The organism is Erwinia sp. INIA01 (assembly GCF_025947915.1).
GTDB classification, from domain to species: domain Bacteria; phylum Pseudomonadota; class Gammaproteobacteria; order Enterobacterales; family Enterobacteriaceae; genus Erwinia; species Erwinia coffeiphila.
Map to the genome: position 1 here is coordinate 45,571 of NZ_JAPDNC010000020.1, position 17,836 is coordinate 63,406.

Here is a 17,836-nt window from a genome sequence, read left to right on the forward strand (position 1 = left end):
TAACGGGTGTGGATTGCACTTTACAGCTTAACAGTGAAGCTGATAAGTGGCATATTTTGACTTTTATAATGAAGTAAAACTTACGAATAATGGAAAAACTCAACAGAATGGCGGTGTTTGCTATTGTAGTTAGCGAAGGCTCTCTGGCTGCTGCCGCCCGGCGTCTGGGGATGTCGGCCTCGGCCGTGAGCCAGCACCTGCGGGCGCTCGAGCAGGCCGTGGGCGTACCGTTGCTGTACCGATCCACGCGCAAACTGACGCTGACCGATGCCGGCGCGGCTTTTTATCCCGGTTGTGAGGCGATGCTGAACCACGCTCAGGAAGCCGAAAGGCGTCTGGCCGAGATGCGCGATACGCTCACCGGTGAACTGCGCATCAGTGCCACCGTGGGGATTGGCGGACAGCCGCTGTGCAGCGCGATGTCACCGCTGCTGTTACAACACCCCGGACTGCGGCTGCGGATCATCGCCACCGATAACGTGTTGGATATGATTGAACATCGCATCGATATTGCTCTGCGCTTTAGCCGACAGCTGAGCGATGCCAGTATTATTGCCCATCCGCTGGTCGAATGGCCGATGGTGATTTGTGCTGCACCGGCCTATCTGACCCGCCACGGCGTGCCCGAAACGCCGCTGCAGCTGGCAGGGCACCGCTGGATTCAGGGGCACCTTTATCAACGGGTGATTGAGCTGCACCATCCGCGCGAAGAAATGCAAACCCTGCGGCTTAGCGAAGGTCAGGTGCAGAGCGACAGCATGCTGGTGATCCGCGAGTTCACGCTGGCCGGAATGGGTCTGTCGCTGCAGCCGCTGAACGAAATCCGTGCAGAGCTCAACAGCGGGCAGCTGATGGTGCTGTTGCCGGAATGGCGGGCACCTTCACTCAAACTAACCGCGCTGACTCTGGAGAGAGTGCTGCCGGAGAAAAGCCGTCAGGCGTTGCAGGCGCTGCGCGAATATTTTTCCAAATTTCCGTTAAGCGGGCTTGCACAGTAACTGCCGACGAACTTCAATAGAGGCAATACGATCCAGCAGGAGGCGGTGTGGCAGAACAGTTAGAGTTTTTCCCCGTACCCAGTCCCTGTCGCGGGATCTGTCAGGCAGATGCACGCGGCTACTGTCGTGGCTGCCTGCGCAGCCGGGAAGAGCGGTTCAACTGGAACAGCTTCAGCGATGCGCAAAAACGCGACGTCTTGCGTCTTTGCCGCCAGCGTTATCTGCGGCAGCAGCGAACACAGTCTGCCTCGACTGCTGACGAGCCGGATCAACCCACCCTGTTTTAAGTCGAGCCGCGTCAGCGGCGCATATTACGTTATGGAGAGAGTTATGCTGCAAGCCGTGCAAATCGCCCCGCAGGGACCTGAATTTTCGCCGATGGTGATGGGCTACTGGCGTCTGATGGAGTGGCAGATGTCGCCCCAACAGCTCACCGGGTTTATCGAACAGCATGTGGAACTGGGCATCACTACCGTCGATCATGCCGACATTTATGGCGGTTGTCAGTGTGAGGCGGCATTTGGCGAGGCGCTGCGGCTTCAGCCGTCCCTTCGCGGACGTTTGCAGCTGGTCACCAAGTGCGGTATTGCCACCACCGCCAACCCGGAGCATAAACTGGGTCACTACCGTACCGATGCGCAGCATATCCGCCAGAGCGCGGAGAATTCCCTGCGCCATTTTCACACGGACCACCTCGATCTGCTGCTCATCCACCGCCCCGATCCGCTGATGGATGCCGATGAGGTTGCTGAAGCATTTATCCAACTGCATCAGAGCGGCAAAGTGAAACATTTCGGCGTATCCAATTTCACACCGGCACAGTTCTCATTATTACAGTCGCGCCTGCCGTTTACGTTAGCCACTAATCAGGTGGAGATCTCACCGATCCATCAGGAACTGCTGTTGGACGGAACGCTGGATCAGTGCCAGCAGATACGCATCAGGCCGATGGCGTGGTCCTGTCTGGGGCGAGGGGAAATTGTCACTCACCCACAGTATCAGGCCCTGCGCGAAGAGCTGGAGCGCGTGCGCGAGGAAATCGCCGCTGAAAACATCGAACAGGTCATCTACGCCTGGATTCTGGCGCTGCCTTCACGGCCGCTACCGATTATCGGCAGCGGTAAGATTGAGCGGGTCCGCAGTGCCGCCGCCGCCGTCAGCCTCTCTTTAAGCCGCCAGCAGTGGTTCAGAATTCGGAAGGCCGCACTGGGCTACGACGTGCCTTAAGAAAATGATGATCCGACGTGCTATCGGCGTCGGATCGCTACCGTTCAGGCCTTTGTTTCTCGGGGCTGTAGCTGCGAAAGAGAACAGTAAAGACGCCAGACGATCCCCGCCAGTTCGCTTTCCTGCGCATTGCCGCTCCTTATCAGCATATCAATGCGCTGCTGTAACGTTGCCAGCGTATCATTGAGCGAAACATGATGAACGCCGCGTTCGCTGATGATGTTTTGCAGATCGTGCAGCACTGAATCCCGCACCGAAGACAGCGCCGGAAAGGGCGTTTGCCACTCGCGCAGCTGCCAGGCTATTTGCGCGCAGTTCAATAGCACCATTCCCCAGCGCAGCAGCCAGAGCCGCGCATTTTCATCCCGGCTGTTATTTAGCTGATTGATACGATGATAAACCTGTGACTCAAAGCTGTTCTCGCTCAGCCGCGGTCGGCGGCTAAGCTGATCGAGAAACTCCCGACGCAGGGTTCGAATATGACGACGGCTGCGCCGCTTATCGGAGCTGGGACGCAGAATACCGAAGGCGATCCAAACCAAAGTAACGGTACAGACCTTAGCGAGGTTATCGTTAATAAAGCTCTGATAGTCATAAACCGGAGGGTTGCTCACAGAGATGAACGAGCCTAAAAAGACAATCAGCATACCCCACAGTGCCGCATGCTTTTTCTGCTGAAGTTTAAGCAGCTGCATGGTTATCAGTAGGGGGAACAGAACGATCAGAAACTGCCAGAGTACGGTGATCTGAACCATCAGCCCAAACATCATCGCAAAACTGAAAATGGACAGTAGAATCAGCGTCTTAAGCATCAGCAGCGTGCTGCCGGTTGGAGACGGTGCTGATGAATAGAGTACACAGCCAATGGCTGCCAGCGTAATACCGGCAGCGCCAGAATCCCATTGTGTGGCAATCCAGTAGCCGCACCCCAGAAACACAACGCTGAACGTACGAATTGCATTCCAGCCAGCCTCCGCGCCGTCAGCCTGGCGAGCCAGAGCCGGGACCTCGGGGGGAGAGAGCCGGGTATCATTGTCGGCACGTTCAAACTGACGTATCCAGCGAGAATTGTTCAGATACAGCCAGCAAAAATAGCGTAAATGCTTCCAGTAGGCATGATGCTGGTAGCATGATGTATCTCGCGGCGCTGCCGTTTGCAGGATCTGCGCCAGCCGGTACTTGTCACAGTTTTTCAGCGCCAGTTCAGCCAGCAGTTGTTGGGTAGCCTTGTACAGAATTTCAGGCGGGTCCTGCCAGTTCAGCAGCATTCTACGCAGACTGGATATGACGCTGGTCAGGCGTAACTGCTGGTGGAGCACATAGTTCAACACGTTGTTCTGGCGTCGGAAACGATAGTGGCTCCAGAAGGCCTGAATACGCAGCAGATTCATCGTCAGGATCTGGCTGATAACATTTTCGTGTGCGTGACGCATACCGTCCGTGGTTTCACGCTGCAATAGCAGCGTGGCATGTTCAAGCAGCCTGGCGTGCATTTGCTTAAGCGAGTTAATCAACGTTTCGCCGTCGGAGGTGCTCGGCAGCACCATCATCATCAGCCCACCGCAGAGAATACCGGATATCACTTCACATACGCGTGCCTGCGCAATGGTCCACAGTTCGCTGGAATCGGTGACGTTGACACAGCTGAACGCGATAATCGCCGCAGTGTACCCCGACAGTGAAAATGCGTAGGCGACGTTGTTTTGATAGTGATTAGACACCCATGTGCAAAAAGCCAGCCAGGCGGCAATCGTGATGGTAAAAAGCCACGGCTCGTTCAGGGTATGACCGGCAATCAGCAGCGCAGCAAAGGCTCCGATCATACTGCCGACAATACGGCCCAGACTTTTGCTGATCACGCCGCCCACCGTAGGGAAGCTGACGACCGCAGCCGAGGTCATTGCCCAGTAGGGCTGATCGAGCTGCAGACCGTAAGCAATACTCAGCGCAAGACACATAGCGATTGAGTTGCGCAACGCATAGCGCCACTGCGCACTCGTTGCTTTAACCCATGGCAGTTGCTGCCACTCAAGCCAGCTCAGATTCATCGCGACCTCAGTACTGTAACGATATAGTCACCGTGGTACCCGCGACCAGCGGCAGATCTGCCGGAAGATCGGTGAGCCTGATACGAACCGGCACGCGCTGTGCCAGTCTGACCCAGGGAACGTTAGGCTTGATATCGGGCACCAGTCCGCTGTCGGTCTCAACGCTCTGGTCGTAGATTGCCCGTCCGATGCTCTCTACCTCGCCGCCGAGTTCGCGATCGTCGCTGAACAGGCGTAGTCTGGCTTTAGCGCCAGGCCGGATATGGCGCAGTTTGGTCTCTTCGAAATACCCCATAACGTAAAACGAATGACTGTCAACCAGCACAAACAGCGGTGATCCGCTGCTGGCATAGTCGCCTACCCGGGTCACCAGGTTATTTATCCATCCGTCGACGGGAGCATAAACGTTCGTTTGCGACAGTTCCCAGCGTGCCTGATCGAGCTGTGACTGTGCCGTTTTCTCGCTGGCGGCCATCGATTTCACCGCGAGATTTGCCTCATCCAGATCTTCTGCCGAGATAACGTTGCGTGGAAGATCCTGCCGACGGCGGGCCTCATGCTGCGCTTTGACTAAATCAGACTGGGCTTTCGCCAGCTGCGATTCGGCCGTTGTCACGGCGATGCGATAGGGATCGTCGTCAAGACTAAACAGTTTGGTGCCTTTACTGACGAACTGATTATCTTTCACATACAGATGCATGATGCGCCCCGAAACCTGTGGGGTAATGTTAACCAGCTCCGCGCGGACTTTGCCGTCACGAGTCCAGGGAGACTGCATGTAGTAGTTCCATAACCACCATGCAGCACACAGCGCCGCAGCGAACACAATCAGAGTTGAAAAATACTTAATCGAATTCAGTTTCATCATTTCATCCAGAAATCATCAACCACAGCCACAGCGAAGCGCTGACGCAAAGTATAAAAATCGACAGGTCAAGCAGCGTTGGGTGCCAAACTTCCCCGGAATACATCCAGTCCCGGAGTAGGGGATGAAGTATCAACCAGAGGAAAAAGCCCAAAAGAACGGCCTTAAAAAGCGGGGGGAAATAGAGCGAAGCACCAAGAACCAGGTCGGTGAATGGGGCCGCTGTCAGTGAGAGAGTCATCATCACATTGTAAATCCTTATCGTCGTCGGCCCTGTGGCGACTAAAAATCTGATACAAGCGCTTTAAGGAGCGATTTGTATTTTGTCCTGTAAACTCGCAGAATAGTCTAAAATGAGGCTTGATAGCTAGCAAGCTAATTATAAGGAGTGGAAATTGGATACCCCGTTGGGAACTGACCTTGCAAGACTGGTGCGCATCTGGCGCGCACTAATCGATCAACGATTGAAACCACTGGAGCTAACCCAGACTCATTGGGTGACGCTGCACAATATTCATCAGCTGCCTCCCGAGCAGTCACAGATACAGCTGGCAAAGGCGATCGGCATCGAACAGCCTTCACTGGTGCGTACTCTGGATCAGTTGGAAGAGAAAGGGCTGATAGTGCGCAGTACCTGCGCTAACGACCGACGCGCCAAGCGAATCCGTCTGACGGAAGCGGCAGAACCGATTATCACTCAGGTAGAAGATGTGATTGATGCCACGCGCGATGACATTCTGGTGGGGATCTCTCAGGCCGAGATTGACAAACTTGTGACGCTGATTGCCCGGCTGGAAAAGAACATTGTGGAACTGCAGCGTAAAGCTGAGTAAACATGTCGGCTATATACCGCAGGGAGCGAAGCTGCGTGAAGTCGTTACGCAGGGGTGATGCATCGTGGAGTCGTGAGTGGGATGAGCATCGCATTGATTGCAATGCTCATAAAAGCCGAGCGGCCTGACTCAGATATCATCAACCGTATGGTCTAAAACGATCTCCAGCGTTTTGCGTACCACATCAGCGCTGACAACATTGTCCGTTAATTCGAGTATTTCAATCAGGCGCGCAATAATCGCCTTATTAGTCAGATGCCCGTCAGTGGCAATAATGCTGCTGATAACCTGCCCGAGCAGGGCTGACTCTTCCGCCAGCGCCTCGCCTGAAGTACGAAAGTACTCAGAGAGGCTGGTACCTGAAACGCCATGAAAAATCTGTGGTTTTTTAGTTGCAATCTGATTCATCGTTCACACCGTTCAGGTTAAAATTCGCCATTGTCAGTTAATGTTTTTTAGCGCTGCCGGAAACTGTCGCAGTGCCAAACAGAGGAAAAACATTGTCCCTGTGTTGTTCAGTATTCAGCGTTGATTCATCACGATGCAGAAAGTGCTCACTGTTACCACTCAATTGCGTAACCAGATAGGCAATATATTGGCCTCGTTCGGCATCAGACTCATCAGCGCCCATTTGTTCGAGTTGTTTAATTAAAGAATGCTTATTGATAGGCCCTTTGCGCTGGAGAAGGGCAAAAGCCGCTTCTCCTATAATCTCGGCAGCCAGTCTGTCATGTTCAATTCTGTTCATAGCGACATCTCTTATCGCCGCGAAAATAAAAAAACTCAGCGGCATTAAGTCATTTCATTACAAAGCTTTCAGCCTGGCCTGTTCTTTAATGCCTCGGCCTGGTGTCCTGGCTGAATCTGGCTTAAATGAGTAAAACGCCGCATTTACCGTTCAAACAGCATCGAGATGAGTTCCTGATAATGGCTCTCTTCTGATTCATCTGAAGCAGTTTCAAGGCGGCGCAGTAATTTCGTGCAGATTGCTTTGCGGTTCAGGCTGCGCCCGTCGCTGAGTATCTCAACAACGATTTCACCCAGAGTCACCTGCTGTTCGGATTGGGCTGCTTTTTCAAAATAGCGGGCAATGGCATTTGCTGGGGCCGGGCTGTAACCGTTCTGTTGCATATGTCACTCCTGTAATTTTCTCAGTTATCCACCACCCCTTAAAGTTATACCAATACGTAAAATCTGTACATAAAAACTTGTACATATTTTTATTGATGCAGTTTTTAATCATTTAATGTATTGTTTTAATTGATTTAAAACTTACCAGCGCTGATGTTAATTGCGGTGTACAGGTTAGTATCTTCACTCTGTGCTGGTCGCTGGGGTTTATCGTTCAAACTTTGTGTTTCCTCTAGTACTCTCTGGTATTAACAAGACGCAATGACGGTCTTCTGCTAAGGTAGCAACTCACACACTTATCCTCTGGAAGTAGCATGCTTACCACCCTTATCTATCGCAGCCATATTTGTGAGCATTTCCCACCTCATGACCTGAAAGAAATGGTCAACGCTGCTAACTTAAAAAACGGTCAGGCAGATGTGACGGGCATACTACTTTTTAACGGTGTTCACTTCTTCCAGTTGCTGGAAGGCCCGGAAGAGAGCGTTTTTAATATTTACCGCCGGATTTGTGAAGACTCGCGCCATTACAACGTGGTCGAGGTCTTCTGCGATTTCGCACCTCACCGTCGTTTTGGTAAAGCGGGTATGGAGCTTTTTGATCTGCGGGAATATGAAAGGGAAGAGGTGTTACAGAGCGTTCTGAACAGAGGGACGTCTAAATATCAGTTAATTTATGACGACCGGGCGCTGCAGTTCTTCCGCACGTTTGTGGAAGCGACCGAAAAAGAGAATTACTTCGAGATCCCTCCTGCTGATTCATGGGCATTTGTTTCTGATGGAAATAGCGTGCAGTCCGCATCTCTCCCCGCTGAAATCACGACCGAATGCAGTTTTGCTTTTCAACCGATTGTCGATCCTCTTGCCCAGAAAACCGTATCGCTGGAAGCATTGATCCGCACATCTTCGGGGGAGAGTTCAGCGACATTTTTCAGCGGTCTGGAAGGGGATGAAGTCTATAAGGCCGACTTAAAGAGTAAAAAGACCGCCTTCGCCCTGGCCGGAGCGATCAATGTGGGCGCCCGGACGCTCTCCATCAATCTGCTCCCCATGACGCTGGTCAGAATCCCGGAAGCGGTGAATTTCCTGCTGGAGGAGATTGAAGTTAACGGATTGGTCCCGGAACAAATCATCGTTGAGTTTACTGAAAATGAGGTGATCTCTCGCCTTGAAGAGTTCACCAGTGCGGTGAGACAACTTAAGGCCGCCGGTATCCGCGTCGCTATCGATCACTTTGGCGGCGGTTTTGCCGGACTGTCGTTGCTGGCCCAGTTTCAGCCAGAAAGGATCAAGATCAATCGAGAACTGATCCGTGATGTACACAAAAGCGGGCCACGGCAGGCTATTGTCCGGGCGATCATTCAATGCTGTGCTTCGTTGGAAATTATGGTTTCAGCCGTTGGCGTCGAAAAACCCGAAGAGTGGATGTGGCTGGAATCTGCGGGCGTGTCGCATTTCCAGGGGCATCTTTTCGCCGCACCTGCCTTCGAAGGGATCCCTGCCGTCTGCTGGCCTGAAATGTTGAGCGCGATGTAATACCGGTGTGGCTGAACCGAAACTGTACAGTGCAGGTGGTAAAAACCTGCACTGTCGGTGATCTCTTCCGATAAATGTAGTGCTGGTGCCTATCCCCTTTATTAACTGTGGCTTACGTCAGTTACATTCTCGTACAGTTAACACACTTTCAGCCTAAAAAATCCAACATCTCTGTATAATTGACAGAACTTTGTACAGCTTTAACGTGTATACTTTTACCATGGTGTATTGGCTGGCTATGAGGAAGTGAATGGCCTTTTACAGTATTGGTGACGTCGCTGAGCGATGTGGAATCAACCCGGTGACCCTTCGGGCATGGCAGCGTCGTTACGAGTTGCTTAAACCGAAGCGTACGGAAGGGGGACATCGTCAGTTTGATGAGGAAGATATCCAGCGGATTGAGGAGATTAAACGCTGGATTGAAAGCGGCGTCTCCGTTGGTAAGGTCAAAGCGCTTTTAGAACAAAGTGACGTGAATTTGCAGGATGGCTGGGAATCCCGCCAGGAAGAGATGATGGCGGTACTCCGTCAGGCCAGACCGGCTAAGCTGCGAGCGATTATCACCGAGCTGGATCGTAAGCATTCGGTGGACGCGGTGATTGACCAGATCATCTTCCCCGTGCGCCAACGTCTGATTCTTGATGTTTCAACAGCGCAGTCTATGAGCAGCCTGTTTGATGGTGCACTGATTGATTACGCCAGTTCATGTCTTGCTGCATCGCGAAAAAAAGCGGGTAGAAATACGCTGTTAATGAGTTGGGGTAACGGGGATCGAACCCGGCTGTGGCTTGAGGCGTGGCGGCTTTCACGGGGAAGCTGGCACGTTGACGTGCTCTCTGAACCGCTGGAAGATCCGCGACCGGAACTTTTCCCAGGCCAGCACATTTTCCTCTGGACCGGAAACGCGCTTACGCAAGAACAGCAGGAACAAATGGCGCACTGGAAGGCTCAGGGGTACGACGTTGCATTTCATGCAGGATAAAAAAATACCGGCCATTTGCGATGGCCGGTATCAGTTATGTCGAGAGTTTTGGTGTGTGGGGTTAGCGAGGTGAAACGGTAATCTGGCTGCCGTTTGAGGCCATTGCTACACGTTGACCCACCGAGAAGCGGCTGGCTGCCTGCTTCTGTACCACCATGATGGTATTGCCATCATCCTTACGAATTTCCAGCTCAACACCCAGGCTTTTGTTCATTGCTGACTCAACGCCCTGGCCTGCGACACCACCGGCAATCGCACCCGCTGCTGTCGCAAGACTGCGACCGGTACCGCCGCCAACGGTATTCCCAAGGAAACCACCCAGTACTGCACCGCCGATAGCACCGATAACGTTGTTTTCTTCGCCGCCCTGAATCTGGATAGGACGCACGGAAACCAGGGTGCCGTAAGAGACGCTCTGAACCTGTTTGGCCTCAGACGCGGAATACACATCACCTGACAATGTGTCGTTATTTGCACAACCCGCCAGCGTCATCCCGACAAGAGTCACGGCTAGTAAACGCTTCATCATATTAAGAACTCCTTTATATTGCAGTTGCTGCACATAGTCAGGCAGCCGTAATGGCATCATTATATGTTACCAGCTGTGCATTTCTCACTATTGGATGTGAAAAAAGTAAAAGAAAATATAGCCTGCGATGCTTAAACACCGTGTCAATCACCGCATGAAATGTATTCGCGGTGCAGTTAATGACAGCGAGAATAAAAAAATGTTCACTAAATCATGGTATTGCTAACCATATTTTGCCAGGCTGGCAGCATCATTCTCATGCCCTTTAACGGGGTTAAGGCAGACGCATGAAATCGGGACGCTATATCGGTGTGATGTCGGGCACCAGTCTGGACGGTGTGGACGTGGTGATTGCTGCGATTGACCAGCATATGGTGGCGCAGCAGGCCAGCTATTCGCATCCCATTCCACACGAACTCAAGCTGCAGATTCTGGCTATCTGTCAGGGGCAACCGTTGACACTTTCTCAGCTGGGCCAGCTGGACACCCGGCTGGGCAGACTGTTTGCCGAGGCAATAAATACGCTGCTCAAACGCCAGGGATTGAGCCATGAAGACATCACCGCGATTGGGTGTCACGGACAAACCGTATGGCATGAACCCCACGGAGACGCGCCAAACACCCTGCAGATTGGCGATAACAACCAAATCGCGGCCGCTACCGGTATTACGGTTGTAGGCGATTTCCGCCGTCGGGATATGGCGCTCGGCGGGCAGGGGGCACCACTGGTTCCTGCTTTCCACCATGCAGTATTGATGCATCCCAGCGAGCGCAGAATGGTACTCAATATCGGCGGCATAGCTAATCTCTCCCTGCTGATGCCCGGTCATGCACCGCGTGGCTTTGACACCGGACCGGGCAATATGCTGCTTGATGCCTGGATCTGGCGGCAGAAGGGTAAACCCTACGATCTCGACGGTGCCTGGGGAGCGGGCGGTCGCATTATCTATCCGCTGTTGCAGCAAATGCTCAGCGATCCCTATTTCGCACTGAGCGCACCGAAAAGCACCGGCAGGGAATACTTTAATCTCGGCTGGCTGGAACGTCATCTGGCGATGTTCCCGGGACTTGCCGCACAGGATGTTCAGGCCACGCTCATCGAGCTGACCGCCAAGACTATCGCCGATCAGGTATTACTCAGCGGCGGCTGTGACCGGCTGCTGGTGTGCGGCGGCGGCGCTCGCAATCTGCAGCTGATTGCCCGGCTGGTGGCGCTGATTCCGGGTACGGAGGTCACCAGCACCGATAAAGCGGGGATCAGCGGCGACGACATGGAGGCGCTGGCGTTTGCCTGGCTGGCGTGGCGTACGCTGAGCGGGCTGCCGGGCAATTTGCCATCGGTGACCGGTGCGCGCGAGGCCAGTGTGATAGGGGCAATATTCCCGGCAAATCGTCCATTACGCTGATTGCATCTGCGGAAATAGCGTTTTACGCTGGGCTGAACTGACGTAAAAACACAGGAGATAGCGATGAAACAGGGGATTTTTGTGGCAGCGCTGCTGCTTTCTGGCTGCAGCTACTTTCAACATTCCGCTGAGGAACAGCCGAAAACGCTGCATTACACCTGCGGAACGCTGCCGCTAACCGTTCAGCTCAACAACGCGAAAAGTGAAGTCAGCATGATTCTGGACGGCAATCAACTGACGTTGAAACAGCAGGTGGCGGCATCGGGCACCCGTTACAGCGACGGCAACTATGTGTTCTGGTCGAAAGGTGATTCTGCCTTTATTGAGCGCAATGACAAAATCATCATTAACGATTGCCAGTTACAGAGCGCAGGTTAACCCATTGAAATAATGAAGGGTGGGGCGCACAATGCCTTATCCCTTCCCAACCAGAAGTCAGAGCGATGAGCGACAGCGATCACCTGCAACAAATTGCCCACCTGCGGCGCGAATATACCCGTGGCGGCCTGCGCCGCAAGGATCTTCCCGAAGACCCGCTGAAACTGTTTGAACACTGGTTCGAGCAGGCGGTAGCAGCACAGCTGCCCGACCCCTCGGCGATGAGCGTCGCCACCGTTGACGAGCACGGGCAGCCTTACCAGCGAATTGTGTTGTTAAAGCATTTCGACCAGCAGGGTATGGTGTTTTACACCAACCTTGGCAGCCGCAAAGCGCAGCAGCTGGAGAAAAACCCGAAGATCAGCCTGCTGTTTCCCTGGCATATGCTTGAGCGCCAGGTGATGGTGCTGGGCAGCGTTGAGCGCCTTTCCACGCTTGAAGTGATTAAGTATTTCCACAGCCGTCCGCGCGACAGCCAGCTGGGTGCCTGGGTTTCAAAACAGTCCAGCCGCATCTCAGCGCGTGGCGTGCTGGAAGGCAAATTCCTCGAACTTAAGCAAAAATTCCAGCAGGGTGAGATTCCACTGCCCAGCTTCTGGGGCGGTTTCCGCATCAAAATCGACTCGATGGAGTTCTGGCAGGGGGGCGCTTACCGCCTGCACGATCGCTTCTTCTATCAGCGCGAAGACGACAATTCCTGGACGATTGACCGCCTGGCTCCCTGAAGCGCGAAATGAAACGTGAAATAATGGCTTAACCGCTGGATTCGAGCGGAGTGGGCCATTATTCTATATCCCTTATTTTTCTCCGCGTGTGAGCGGAAAGCTGTGTACCAGCTTAGGTGCAGACTTTTTTTACATGGAGTCTTAGATGGCCAGCAGTAACCTGATCAAACAATTGCAAGAGCGGGGCCTGGTAGCCCAGGTAACGGATGAGGACGCGTTAGGAGAAAAACTGGCGCAGGGCCAAATCTCCCTTTATTGCGGCTTCGATCCCACCGCAGACAGCTTGCACTTGGGGCATCTGGTACCGTTACTCTGCCTGAAGCGCTTTCAGGATGCCGGTCACCGACCGGTGGCGCTGGTGGGTGGAGCAACCGGTCTGATCGGCGACCCGAGCTTTAAAGCAACTGAGCGTCAGCTGAACACCACCGATACCGTTAACGAGTGGGTAGAGAAAATCCGTCACCAGGTCGCACCGTTCCTCGACTTCGACTGCGGCGACAACAGCGCGATAGCGGCCAATAACTACGACTGGTTCGGCGGCATGAACGTGCTGACCTTCCTGCGTGATATCGGCAAACACTTCTCCGTTAACCAGATGATTAACCGTGAAGCCGTTAAGCAGCGCCTGAACCGCGACGACCAGGGTATCTCGTTTACCGAGTTCTCCTACAACCTGCTGCAGGGCTATGACTTTGCCGCGCTGAACGAGCGTCACGACGTGGTACTGCAGATTGGCGGCTCCGACCAGTGGGGCAATATCACCTCCGGTATCGATCTGACCCGTCGTCTGCACCAGAACCAGGTCTTTGGCCTGACTGTTCCGTTGATCACCAAGTCTGACGGCACCAAATTCGGCAAAACCGAAGGCGGCGCGGTGTGGCTCGATCCGAAGAAAACCAGCCCGTACAAGTTCTACCAGTTCTGGATCAACACTGCCGATGCGGACGTTTACCGCTTCCTCAAGTTCTTCACCTTTATGAGCATTGAAGAGATCAATGCGCTGGAAGAAGAAGACAAAAACAGCGGCAAAGCCCCGCGCGCGCAGTATGTGCTGGCGGAGCAGGTTACCGGGCTGGTTCACGGCGCTGATGGCCTGGCGGCGGCAAAACGCATCACCGACAGTCTGTTCTCCGGCTCGCTGAGCGATCTGAACGAACAGGATCTGGCACAGCTGGCGCAGGACGGCATGCCAACGGCTGAACTGGAGGCCGGTCAGGATCTGCAGCAGGCGCTGGTTAACGCTGAACTGGCCCCGTCACGCGGCCAGGCCCGCAAGCTGATCGACGCAAAATCCATCAGCATTAACGGCGCGCTGCAAACCAATGCGGAATATGTTCCGGGCGAGGACGATCGTCTTTTCGGTCGCTACACGCTGCTGCGCCGCGGCAAAAAGAATTACAGCTTAATCTGCTGGAAATAAAAACTCTCGCGGGGTCAGCCTCGCTGCTAAAGCCGGGTAAACCGGCTTTTTTATTGGCAGGAAAGTACAGGTCAGCACGATGAAAAATATTCTCTCCATCCAGTCCCACACGGTTTTTGGTCACGCCGGTAACAGCGCGGCAGAGTTCCCGATGCGTCGCATGGGCGCAAACGTTTGGCCATTAAATACCGTTCAGTTTTCTAACCACACTCAATACGGTCACTGGACCGGTACGGTAATGCCCGCAACGCATCTTACCGATATTGCCCGTGGCATTAACGATATCGATCGTCTGAAAACCTGTGATGCGGTACTGAGTGGCTATCTGGGCTCTGCCGAGCAGGGCGAACAGATTCTGGAAATCGTTCGCATGGTCAAGGCCGCGAACCCCAACGCCTGGTATTTCTGCGATCCGGTAATGGGTCACCCGGAAAAGGGCTGCATTGTTGCTCCCGGCGTAGCAGAGTTTCATCGACTCTACGCGCTGCCCGCCAGCGATATTATTGCGCCAAACCTGCTTGAGCTGGAGATCCTAAGCGGTCGCAGTGTGGCCAGCGTGGACGAAGCGGTTCAGGTTTCACGCGAGCTGATTGCAAAAGGGCCGAAGGTGGTGCTGGTGAAGCATCTGGCGCGCGCCGGATATCGTAGCGACCGCTTCGAAATGCTGTTAATCACCGCTGACGAAGCCTGGCATATCAGCCGCCCGCTCATCGACTTCGGTGTGCGTCAGCCGGTGGGCGTGGGCGATCTGAGCAGTGGCCTGCTGCTGGTGGATCTGTTACACGGACTCTCACTGCAGCAGTCTCTGGAGCACGTCACTGCGGCAGTATATGAAGTGATGTTGAAAACGCATCAGATGGGCGAATACGAACTACAGCTGGTTGCTGCGCAGAATGCTATCGCGGAACCCGTACAGCATTTTGAAGCGGTAAAACTGTAATATCGCAGGTAGATCCCCGCTCAGCGCAGCAATAATACTCGTCGGGCAGGCCATCAGCGCCTGCCCGTTTTCTATCGTTCAGCTCTTTAGAACCGAACGTTTATCAAACCAGGCCTTCTGCCTTCAGCGCTGCTGCAACCGCCGGGCGTTCGGCTACGCGGTCGAACCAGCTGTTCAGTGCATCCAGACCGCTCAGATCTAATTTCAGCGCATGAGCCCAGCGGGTGACGGTAAACAGGTAGGCATCCGCCACGGTAAAGCGCAGACCCATCAGCCACTGCTTATCTTTCAGCTCGCCGTTCACATAGCTGAATTTCTTCTCCAGCAGCTCGCGCGTGCTCGCTTTGAATTCATCCGGGGTATTGGGGCGGAACAGCGGACTAAATCCCTTATGCAGCTCGGTGGCGACATAGTTCAGCCACTCTAGCGTGTGGTAGCGATTCAGGCTGCCGCACGGAGCCAACAGCTGGCGATCGCTCTTCAGGTCGGCCAGATACTGCACAATAGCCACACCTTCTGTCAGCAGCGAACCATCATTTAACAGCAGAGCAGGAACCTGTCCTTTGGGGTTGATCTGCAGATAATCTTCGCCCTGTTCGGTCTTTTTAGTCTGGAGGTCGACCGTTACAAGAGTGAAATCGATGCCGGTTTCGCGCAGCACAATATGGGGGGATAGCGAGCAGGCGCCGGGTTTACAGAACAGCTTCATTGCGTTCTCCTGAGGTTTTTGGGGGGCGTTCGGAGATTATCTTACTGCGCGAGTGGCGAAATGTCAGCGCGACAGATCAATTGATTATGCGGTTTTATGCAGAAGAAGGTCGCGGGAGGGGGGAATCGGCCCGGAGCGAGGGCTCCGGACCGTCAGGCTATCAGGCGGTCACTTTCACCGCTTCAGGCTTATCGTCCTGCGCCATGCGATTCAGGCGCGGTGCCGTCAGCAGCATCAGTACGGCGATAATGCCGGTAGCAATACCAATCTTCATAAACACATCACCATAGATATGCAGTGATTCCAGAGGATTGGTAATGTCAGACGGGATGGCCATCATGCTGGCAACGTTACCGGCAATCATTGCCGCACCGGCGGTGGTCAGGAACCATGAACCCATAATGAAGCCCATCAGGCGCTGGGGCACCAGCTGTGCCACCATCGCCAGACCGAGGCCGGAGATCATCAGCTCGCCCACGCTTTGCAGCGCATAGCTGAGAATTAACCAGCTGACCGGCACAATGCCGTGTTCGTTAGCGAAGGAAACGCCCAGCGGCAGTACGAGGAAGGCGGCGGAACACAGCACCATACCCAGCGCGAACTTGTGTGGCATCGGCAGGCGGTCGCCCATTTTGTTGTAGATCGCGGCCAGCAGCGGGCTGAACACCATAATCCACAGTGGATTCAGCGCCTGATACTGCTGAGGCTCAAAGGCAATCCCCAGAATGCTGTGTTCCACGTTACGGATAGCGAAGAAATTCAGCGAGGTTGGCATCTGCATATACAGCACAAAGAACACCACCGCTTCCAGCATCAGCACGAAGGCGAGGATCATTTTACGGCGGGCTACGCCCTTCAGCGCCAGCGCTTCTTTAGCAAACACCAGCACGATACCGATAGCGATGACGGCCAGAACCATGCGGGCAATGCCCTGGTTGTGTAACAGCCAGTATGCCAGAGTAATCAGCACTGCAACCCCGACCAGCGTGATCAGCAGCTTGCCCATATGCATTGGAGCGAAGTCAGGCTTTGAACCGTAGTCTTTGACCGTCTTACGGAACAGCAGGAAGTTCACCAGGGTGATCAGCATCCCGACAAAGGAGAGAGCGAAAGCCACGCTCCAGCCAAATTTCGCCGCCAGAACCGGCGTAGCGAGCATCGAAAAGAACGAGCCAATGTTGATCGACATGTAGTACATGGTGAATGCGCCATCAAGACGCGGATCGTCTTTCGCATAACAGGTCGACAACAGTGAGGAAGGATTGGCTTTAAACAGGCCGTTACCCACGGCGATGGTCGCCATACCGAGGTAGACCATTGACACATTATGGCCGGACCAGGCGATCAGTCCGTAACCGGCTGCGAGAACAATAGTACCCAGCACGATAACGCGTTTGGTACCCAGCACCTTATCGCCCAGCCAGCCGCCGATGGCTACCATGCCGTAAACCAGCGCGCTGAAGGAAGCAAACAGCGTCACGGACTGTGCTTCGGACATGCCCAGCGTATTGACCAGATAACCGGCCATGATGGCCTGCAGGCCGTAGAAGCCAAAACGCTCCCACAGCTCAACGGAGAAAATCAGATAAAACGCTTTTGGCTGTTTAAAAGCGTTGAGGCTTGCCGCCTCGGGATGTTTGTTTGCAGTAGACACGTGTACCTCTAAATAAGACCTGTTTTGTGGCAGGAATTAAGCTGACGAAACGCGGGACGTACGCTCGCCTTATAGTTATAGAACAAGAAATGCGGCCAACAATTTCGCCGATCGTTCCTCTGAGGGCAAGCATTTTTTGAATGCTGAATTTAGCCATGGATTTGGCGATGAAATCGAAAATGAACATGAAAACCAGAATTAAATGCCGTTAAGTCTGTTGTTGTTGAATTTTAATTTTTATGATGGAGTGTAATTTAAACAGAAAGAAGAGTCCTCTGCTGAGAAAGGGCTTTATGAAGTCATCTGTCGCTAATGCATATTTTAGTGGTGAATGATGCTGATAATGAAAATTAAAATGGTTTTAAAACAGATAGTTGAATGCAGCTGGTGGCTGAGTTGACTGTTACAGCGCTTTTTTGTGATTAAAGTCAAAAAAATGCCGATAATTGTCGAAAG

At 53.5% G+C, this 17,836-nt stretch carries 20 protein-coding genes; 11 read left to right on the forward strand and 9 right to left on the reverse strand.

The genetic code is table 11. The features are described from left to right. The first annotated feature begins 89 nt into the window (after positions 1 to 89). From OMR58_RS24355 to OMR58_RS24365, 3 genes are read left to right on the forward strand one after another with little or no spacing between them, the layout of a single operon-like run. On the forward strand, positions 90 to 998 hold the full coding sequence (locus tag OMR58_RS24355) for a LysR substrate-binding domain-containing protein (protein WP_264547187.1): 909 nt from the start codon (positions 90 to 92) through the stop codon (positions 996 to 998). 47 nt (positions 999 to 1,045) lie between these two features. Beyond that, positions 1,046 to 1,285 carry a DUF1289 domain-containing protein gene (locus OMR58_RS24360; RefSeq protein ID WP_200558618.1) on the forward strand — a complete coding sequence of 80 codons (240 nt, stop codon included), beginning with the start codon at positions 1,046 to 1,048 and terminating at the stop codon, positions 1,283 to 1,285. A gap of 43 nt (positions 1,286 to 1,328) precedes the next feature. Further along, the gene (locus OMR58_RS24365; protein ID WP_264547188.1) at positions 1,329 to 2,225 is read left to right on the forward strand and encodes an aldo/keto reductase; all 897 of its coding nucleotides are present in this window, start codon (positions 1,329 to 1,331) and stop codon (positions 2,223 to 2,225) included. A 44-nt stretch (positions 2,226 to 2,269) separates the two neighbouring features. Here OMR58_RS24365 and OMR58_RS24370 read toward each other — a convergent pair whose 3' ends face one another. From OMR58_RS24370 to OMR58_RS24380, 3 genes are read right to left on the reverse strand one after another with little or no spacing between them, the layout of a single operon-like run. Beyond that, positions 2,270 to 4,273 carry an FUSC family protein gene (locus tag OMR58_RS24370; RefSeq protein WP_200558622.1) on the reverse strand — a complete coding sequence of 668 codons (2,004 nt, stop codon included), beginning with the start codon at positions 4,271 to 4,273 and terminating at the stop codon, positions 2,270 to 2,272. A 7-nt stretch (positions 4,274 to 4,280) separates the two neighbouring features. Further along, positions 4,281 to 5,138, reverse strand: a complete 858-nt coding sequence (locus OMR58_RS24375; protein ID WP_200558974.1) for an efflux RND transporter periplasmic adaptor subunit — start codon at positions 5,136 to 5,138, stop codon at positions 4,281 to 4,283. Positions 5,139 to 5,142: 4 nt separating this feature from the next. Next, the gene (locus tag OMR58_RS24380) at positions 5,143 to 5,382 is read right to left on the reverse strand and encodes a DUF1656 domain-containing protein (RefSeq protein WP_105594949.1); all 240 of its coding nucleotides are present in this window, start codon (positions 5,380 to 5,382) and stop codon (positions 5,143 to 5,145) included. 151 nt (positions 5,383 to 5,533) lie between these two features. Here OMR58_RS24380 and slyA point away from each other — a divergent pair, with 151 nt between their 5' ends. Continuing rightward, positions 5,534 to 5,971, forward strand: coding sequence for a transcriptional regulator SlyA (gene slyA, locus OMR58_RS24385; protein WP_200558631.1), 438 nt, complete (start codon positions 5,534 to 5,536; stop codon positions 5,969 to 5,971). A gap of 129 nt (positions 5,972 to 6,100) precedes the next feature. Here slyA and OMR58_RS24390 read toward each other — a convergent pair whose 3' ends face one another. The 3 genes from OMR58_RS24390 to ycgZ all read right to left on the reverse strand — a co-directional run bounded on the left by OMR58_RS24390 (position 6,101) and on the right by ycgZ (position 7,102). After that, positions 6,101 to 6,379: a biofilm development regulator YmgB/AriR family protein gene (locus tag OMR58_RS24390; protein ID WP_200558633.1), complete on the reverse strand. Its 279-nt coding sequence runs from the start codon at positions 6,377 to 6,379 to the stop codon at positions 6,101 to 6,103. A 37-nt stretch (positions 6,380 to 6,416) separates the two neighbouring features. Beyond that, positions 6,417 to 6,719, reverse strand: a complete 303-nt coding sequence (locus OMR58_RS24395) for a hypothetical protein (RefSeq protein WP_146114188.1) — start codon at positions 6,717 to 6,719, stop codon at positions 6,417 to 6,419. Positions 6,720 to 6,862: 143 nt separating this feature from the next. Then, positions 6,863 to 7,102, reverse strand: a complete 240-nt coding sequence (gene ycgZ / locus OMR58_RS24400) for a regulatory protein YcgZ (protein ID WP_105594945.1) — start codon at positions 7,100 to 7,102, stop codon at positions 6,863 to 6,865. Positions 7,103 to 7,416: 314 nt separating this feature from the next. Between ycgZ and OMR58_RS24405 the strand changes: the two genes are divergently transcribed. Both OMR58_RS24405 and OMR58_RS24410 read left to right on the forward strand, forming a co-directional pair. Beyond that, positions 7,417 to 8,637 carry a diguanylate phosphodiesterase gene (locus tag OMR58_RS24405; RefSeq protein WP_264547189.1) on the forward strand — a complete coding sequence of 407 codons (1,221 nt, stop codon included), beginning with the start codon at positions 7,417 to 7,419 and terminating at the stop codon, positions 8,635 to 8,637. Positions 8,638 to 8,887: 250 nt separating this feature from the next. Beyond that, a complete protein-coding gene (locus OMR58_RS24410; protein WP_200558636.1) occupies positions 8,888 to 9,619 on the forward strand; it encodes a MerR family transcriptional regulator in 732 nt (243 codons plus the stop codon). 61 nt (positions 9,620 to 9,680) lie between these two features. Here OMR58_RS24410 and slyB read toward each other — a convergent pair whose 3' ends face one another. Next, a complete protein-coding gene (gene slyB, locus OMR58_RS24415) occupies positions 9,681 to 10,148 on the reverse strand; it encodes an outer membrane lipoprotein SlyB (RefSeq protein WP_264547190.1) in 468 nt (155 codons plus the stop codon). A gap of 287 nt (positions 10,149 to 10,435) precedes the next feature. On the opposite strand from slyB, the gene anmK reads away from it, so the two are divergent. The 5 genes from anmK (at position 10,436) to pdxY (ending at position 15,017) form a co-directional block, all read left to right on the forward strand. Next, the gene (anmK, locus tag OMR58_RS24420) at positions 10,436 to 11,554 is read left to right on the forward strand and encodes an anhydro-N-acetylmuramic acid kinase (protein WP_200558638.1); all 1,119 of its coding nucleotides are present in this window, start codon (positions 10,436 to 10,438) and stop codon (positions 11,552 to 11,554) included. A gap of 63 nt (positions 11,555 to 11,617) precedes the next feature. After that, a complete protein-coding gene (locus OMR58_RS24425) occupies positions 11,618 to 11,932 on the forward strand; it encodes an MliC family protein (protein WP_200558639.1) in 315 nt (104 codons plus the stop codon). Between the two features lie 65 nt (positions 11,933 to 11,997). Further along, positions 11,998 to 12,657, forward strand: coding sequence for a pyridoxamine 5'-phosphate oxidase (gene pdxH, locus OMR58_RS24430; RefSeq protein ID WP_264547191.1), 660 nt, complete (start codon positions 11,998 to 12,000; stop codon positions 12,655 to 12,657). 145 nt (positions 12,658 to 12,802) lie between these two features. Continuing rightward, entirely contained in the window at positions 12,803 to 14,077 is a 1,275-nt protein-coding gene (tyrS, locus tag OMR58_RS24435) for a tyrosine--tRNA ligase (RefSeq protein ID WP_105594938.1), read from the forward strand. 79 nt (positions 14,078 to 14,156) lie between these two features. Continuing rightward, positions 14,157 to 15,017 carry a pyridoxal kinase PdxY gene (pdxY, locus tag OMR58_RS24440; protein ID WP_105594937.1) on the forward strand — a complete coding sequence of 287 codons (861 nt, stop codon included), beginning with the start codon at positions 14,157 to 14,159 and terminating at the stop codon, positions 15,015 to 15,017. Between the two features lie 103 nt (positions 15,018 to 15,120). On the opposite strand, the gene gstA is transcribed toward pdxY, so the two are convergent. Beyond that, positions 15,121 to 15,726 (reverse strand): glutathione transferase GstA, encoded by a 606-nt coding sequence (gene gstA / locus OMR58_RS24445; RefSeq protein ID WP_105594936.1) that lies wholly within the window; start codon positions 15,724 to 15,726, stop codon positions 15,121 to 15,123. Positions 15,727 to 15,886: 160 nt separating this feature from the next. Further along, entirely contained in the window at positions 15,887 to 17,380 is a 1,494-nt protein-coding gene (gene dtpA / locus OMR58_RS24450; RefSeq protein ID WP_200558643.1) for a dipeptide/tripeptide permease DtpA, read from the reverse strand. Between the last annotated feature and the right edge of the window lie 456 nt (positions 17,381 to 17,836).

Bases quoted from the DNA above. Each gene is read 5' to 3' on its own strand.
- ycgZ (WP_105594945.1), bottom strand. From the start codon at position 7,102: ATGCAACAGAACGGTTACAGCCCGGCCCCAGCAAATGCCATTGCCCGC.
- OMR58_RS24355 (WP_264547187.1), top strand. From the start codon at position 90: ATGGAAAAACTCAACAGAATGGCGGTGTTTGCTATTGTAGTTAGCGAA.
- OMR58_RS24405 (WP_264547189.1), top strand. From the start codon at position 7,417: ATGCTTACCACCCTTATCTATCGCAGCCATATTTGTGAGCATTTCCCA.
- OMR58_RS24375 (WP_200558974.1), bottom strand. From the start codon at position 5,138: ATGAAACTGAATTCGATTAAGTATTTTTCAACTCTGATTGTGTTCGCT.
- OMR58_RS24425 (WP_200558639.1), top strand. From the start codon at position 11,618: ATGAAACAGGGGATTTTTGTGGCAGCGCTGCTGCTTTCTGGCTGCAGC.
- OMR58_RS24380 (WP_105594949.1), bottom strand. From the start codon at position 5,382: ATGATGACTCTCTCACTGACAGCGGCCCCATTCACCGACCTGGTTCTT.
- pdxH (WP_264547191.1), top strand. From the start codon at position 11,998: ATGAGCGACAGCGATCACCTGCAACAAATTGCCCACCTGCGGCGCGAA.
- OMR58_RS24395 (WP_146114188.1), bottom strand. From the start codon at position 6,719: ATGAACAGAATTGAACATGACAGACTGGCTGCCGAGATTATAGGAGAA.
- OMR58_RS24370 (WP_200558622.1), bottom strand. From the start codon at position 4,273: ATGAATCTGAGCTGGCTTGAGTGGCAGCAACTGCCATGGGTTAAAGCA.
- slyB (WP_264547190.1), bottom strand. From the start codon at position 10,148: ATGATGAAGCGTTTACTAGCCGTGACTCTTGTCGGGATGACGCTGGCG.
- tyrS (WP_105594938.1), top strand. From the start codon at position 12,803: ATGGCCAGCAGTAACCTGATCAAACAATTGCAAGAGCGGGGCCTGGTA.
- gstA (WP_105594936.1), bottom strand. From the start codon at position 15,726: ATGAAGCTGTTCTGTAAACCCGGCGCCTGCTCGCTATCCCCCCATATT.
- OMR58_RS24390 (WP_200558633.1), bottom strand. From the start codon at position 6,379: ATGAATCAGATTGCAACTAAAAAACCACAGATTTTTCATGGCGTTTCA.
- OMR58_RS24365 (WP_264547188.1), top strand. From the start codon at position 1,329: ATGCTGCAAGCCGTGCAAATCGCCCCGCAGGGACCTGAATTTTCGCCG.
- pdxY (WP_105594937.1), top strand. From the start codon at position 14,157: ATGAAAAATATTCTCTCCATCCAGTCCCACACGGTTTTTGGTCACGCC.
- OMR58_RS24410 (WP_200558636.1), top strand. From the start codon at position 8,888: ATGGCCTTTTACAGTATTGGTGACGTCGCTGAGCGATGTGGAATCAAC.
- anmK (WP_200558638.1), top strand. From the start codon at position 10,436: ATGAAATCGGGACGCTATATCGGTGTGATGTCGGGCACCAGTCTGGAC.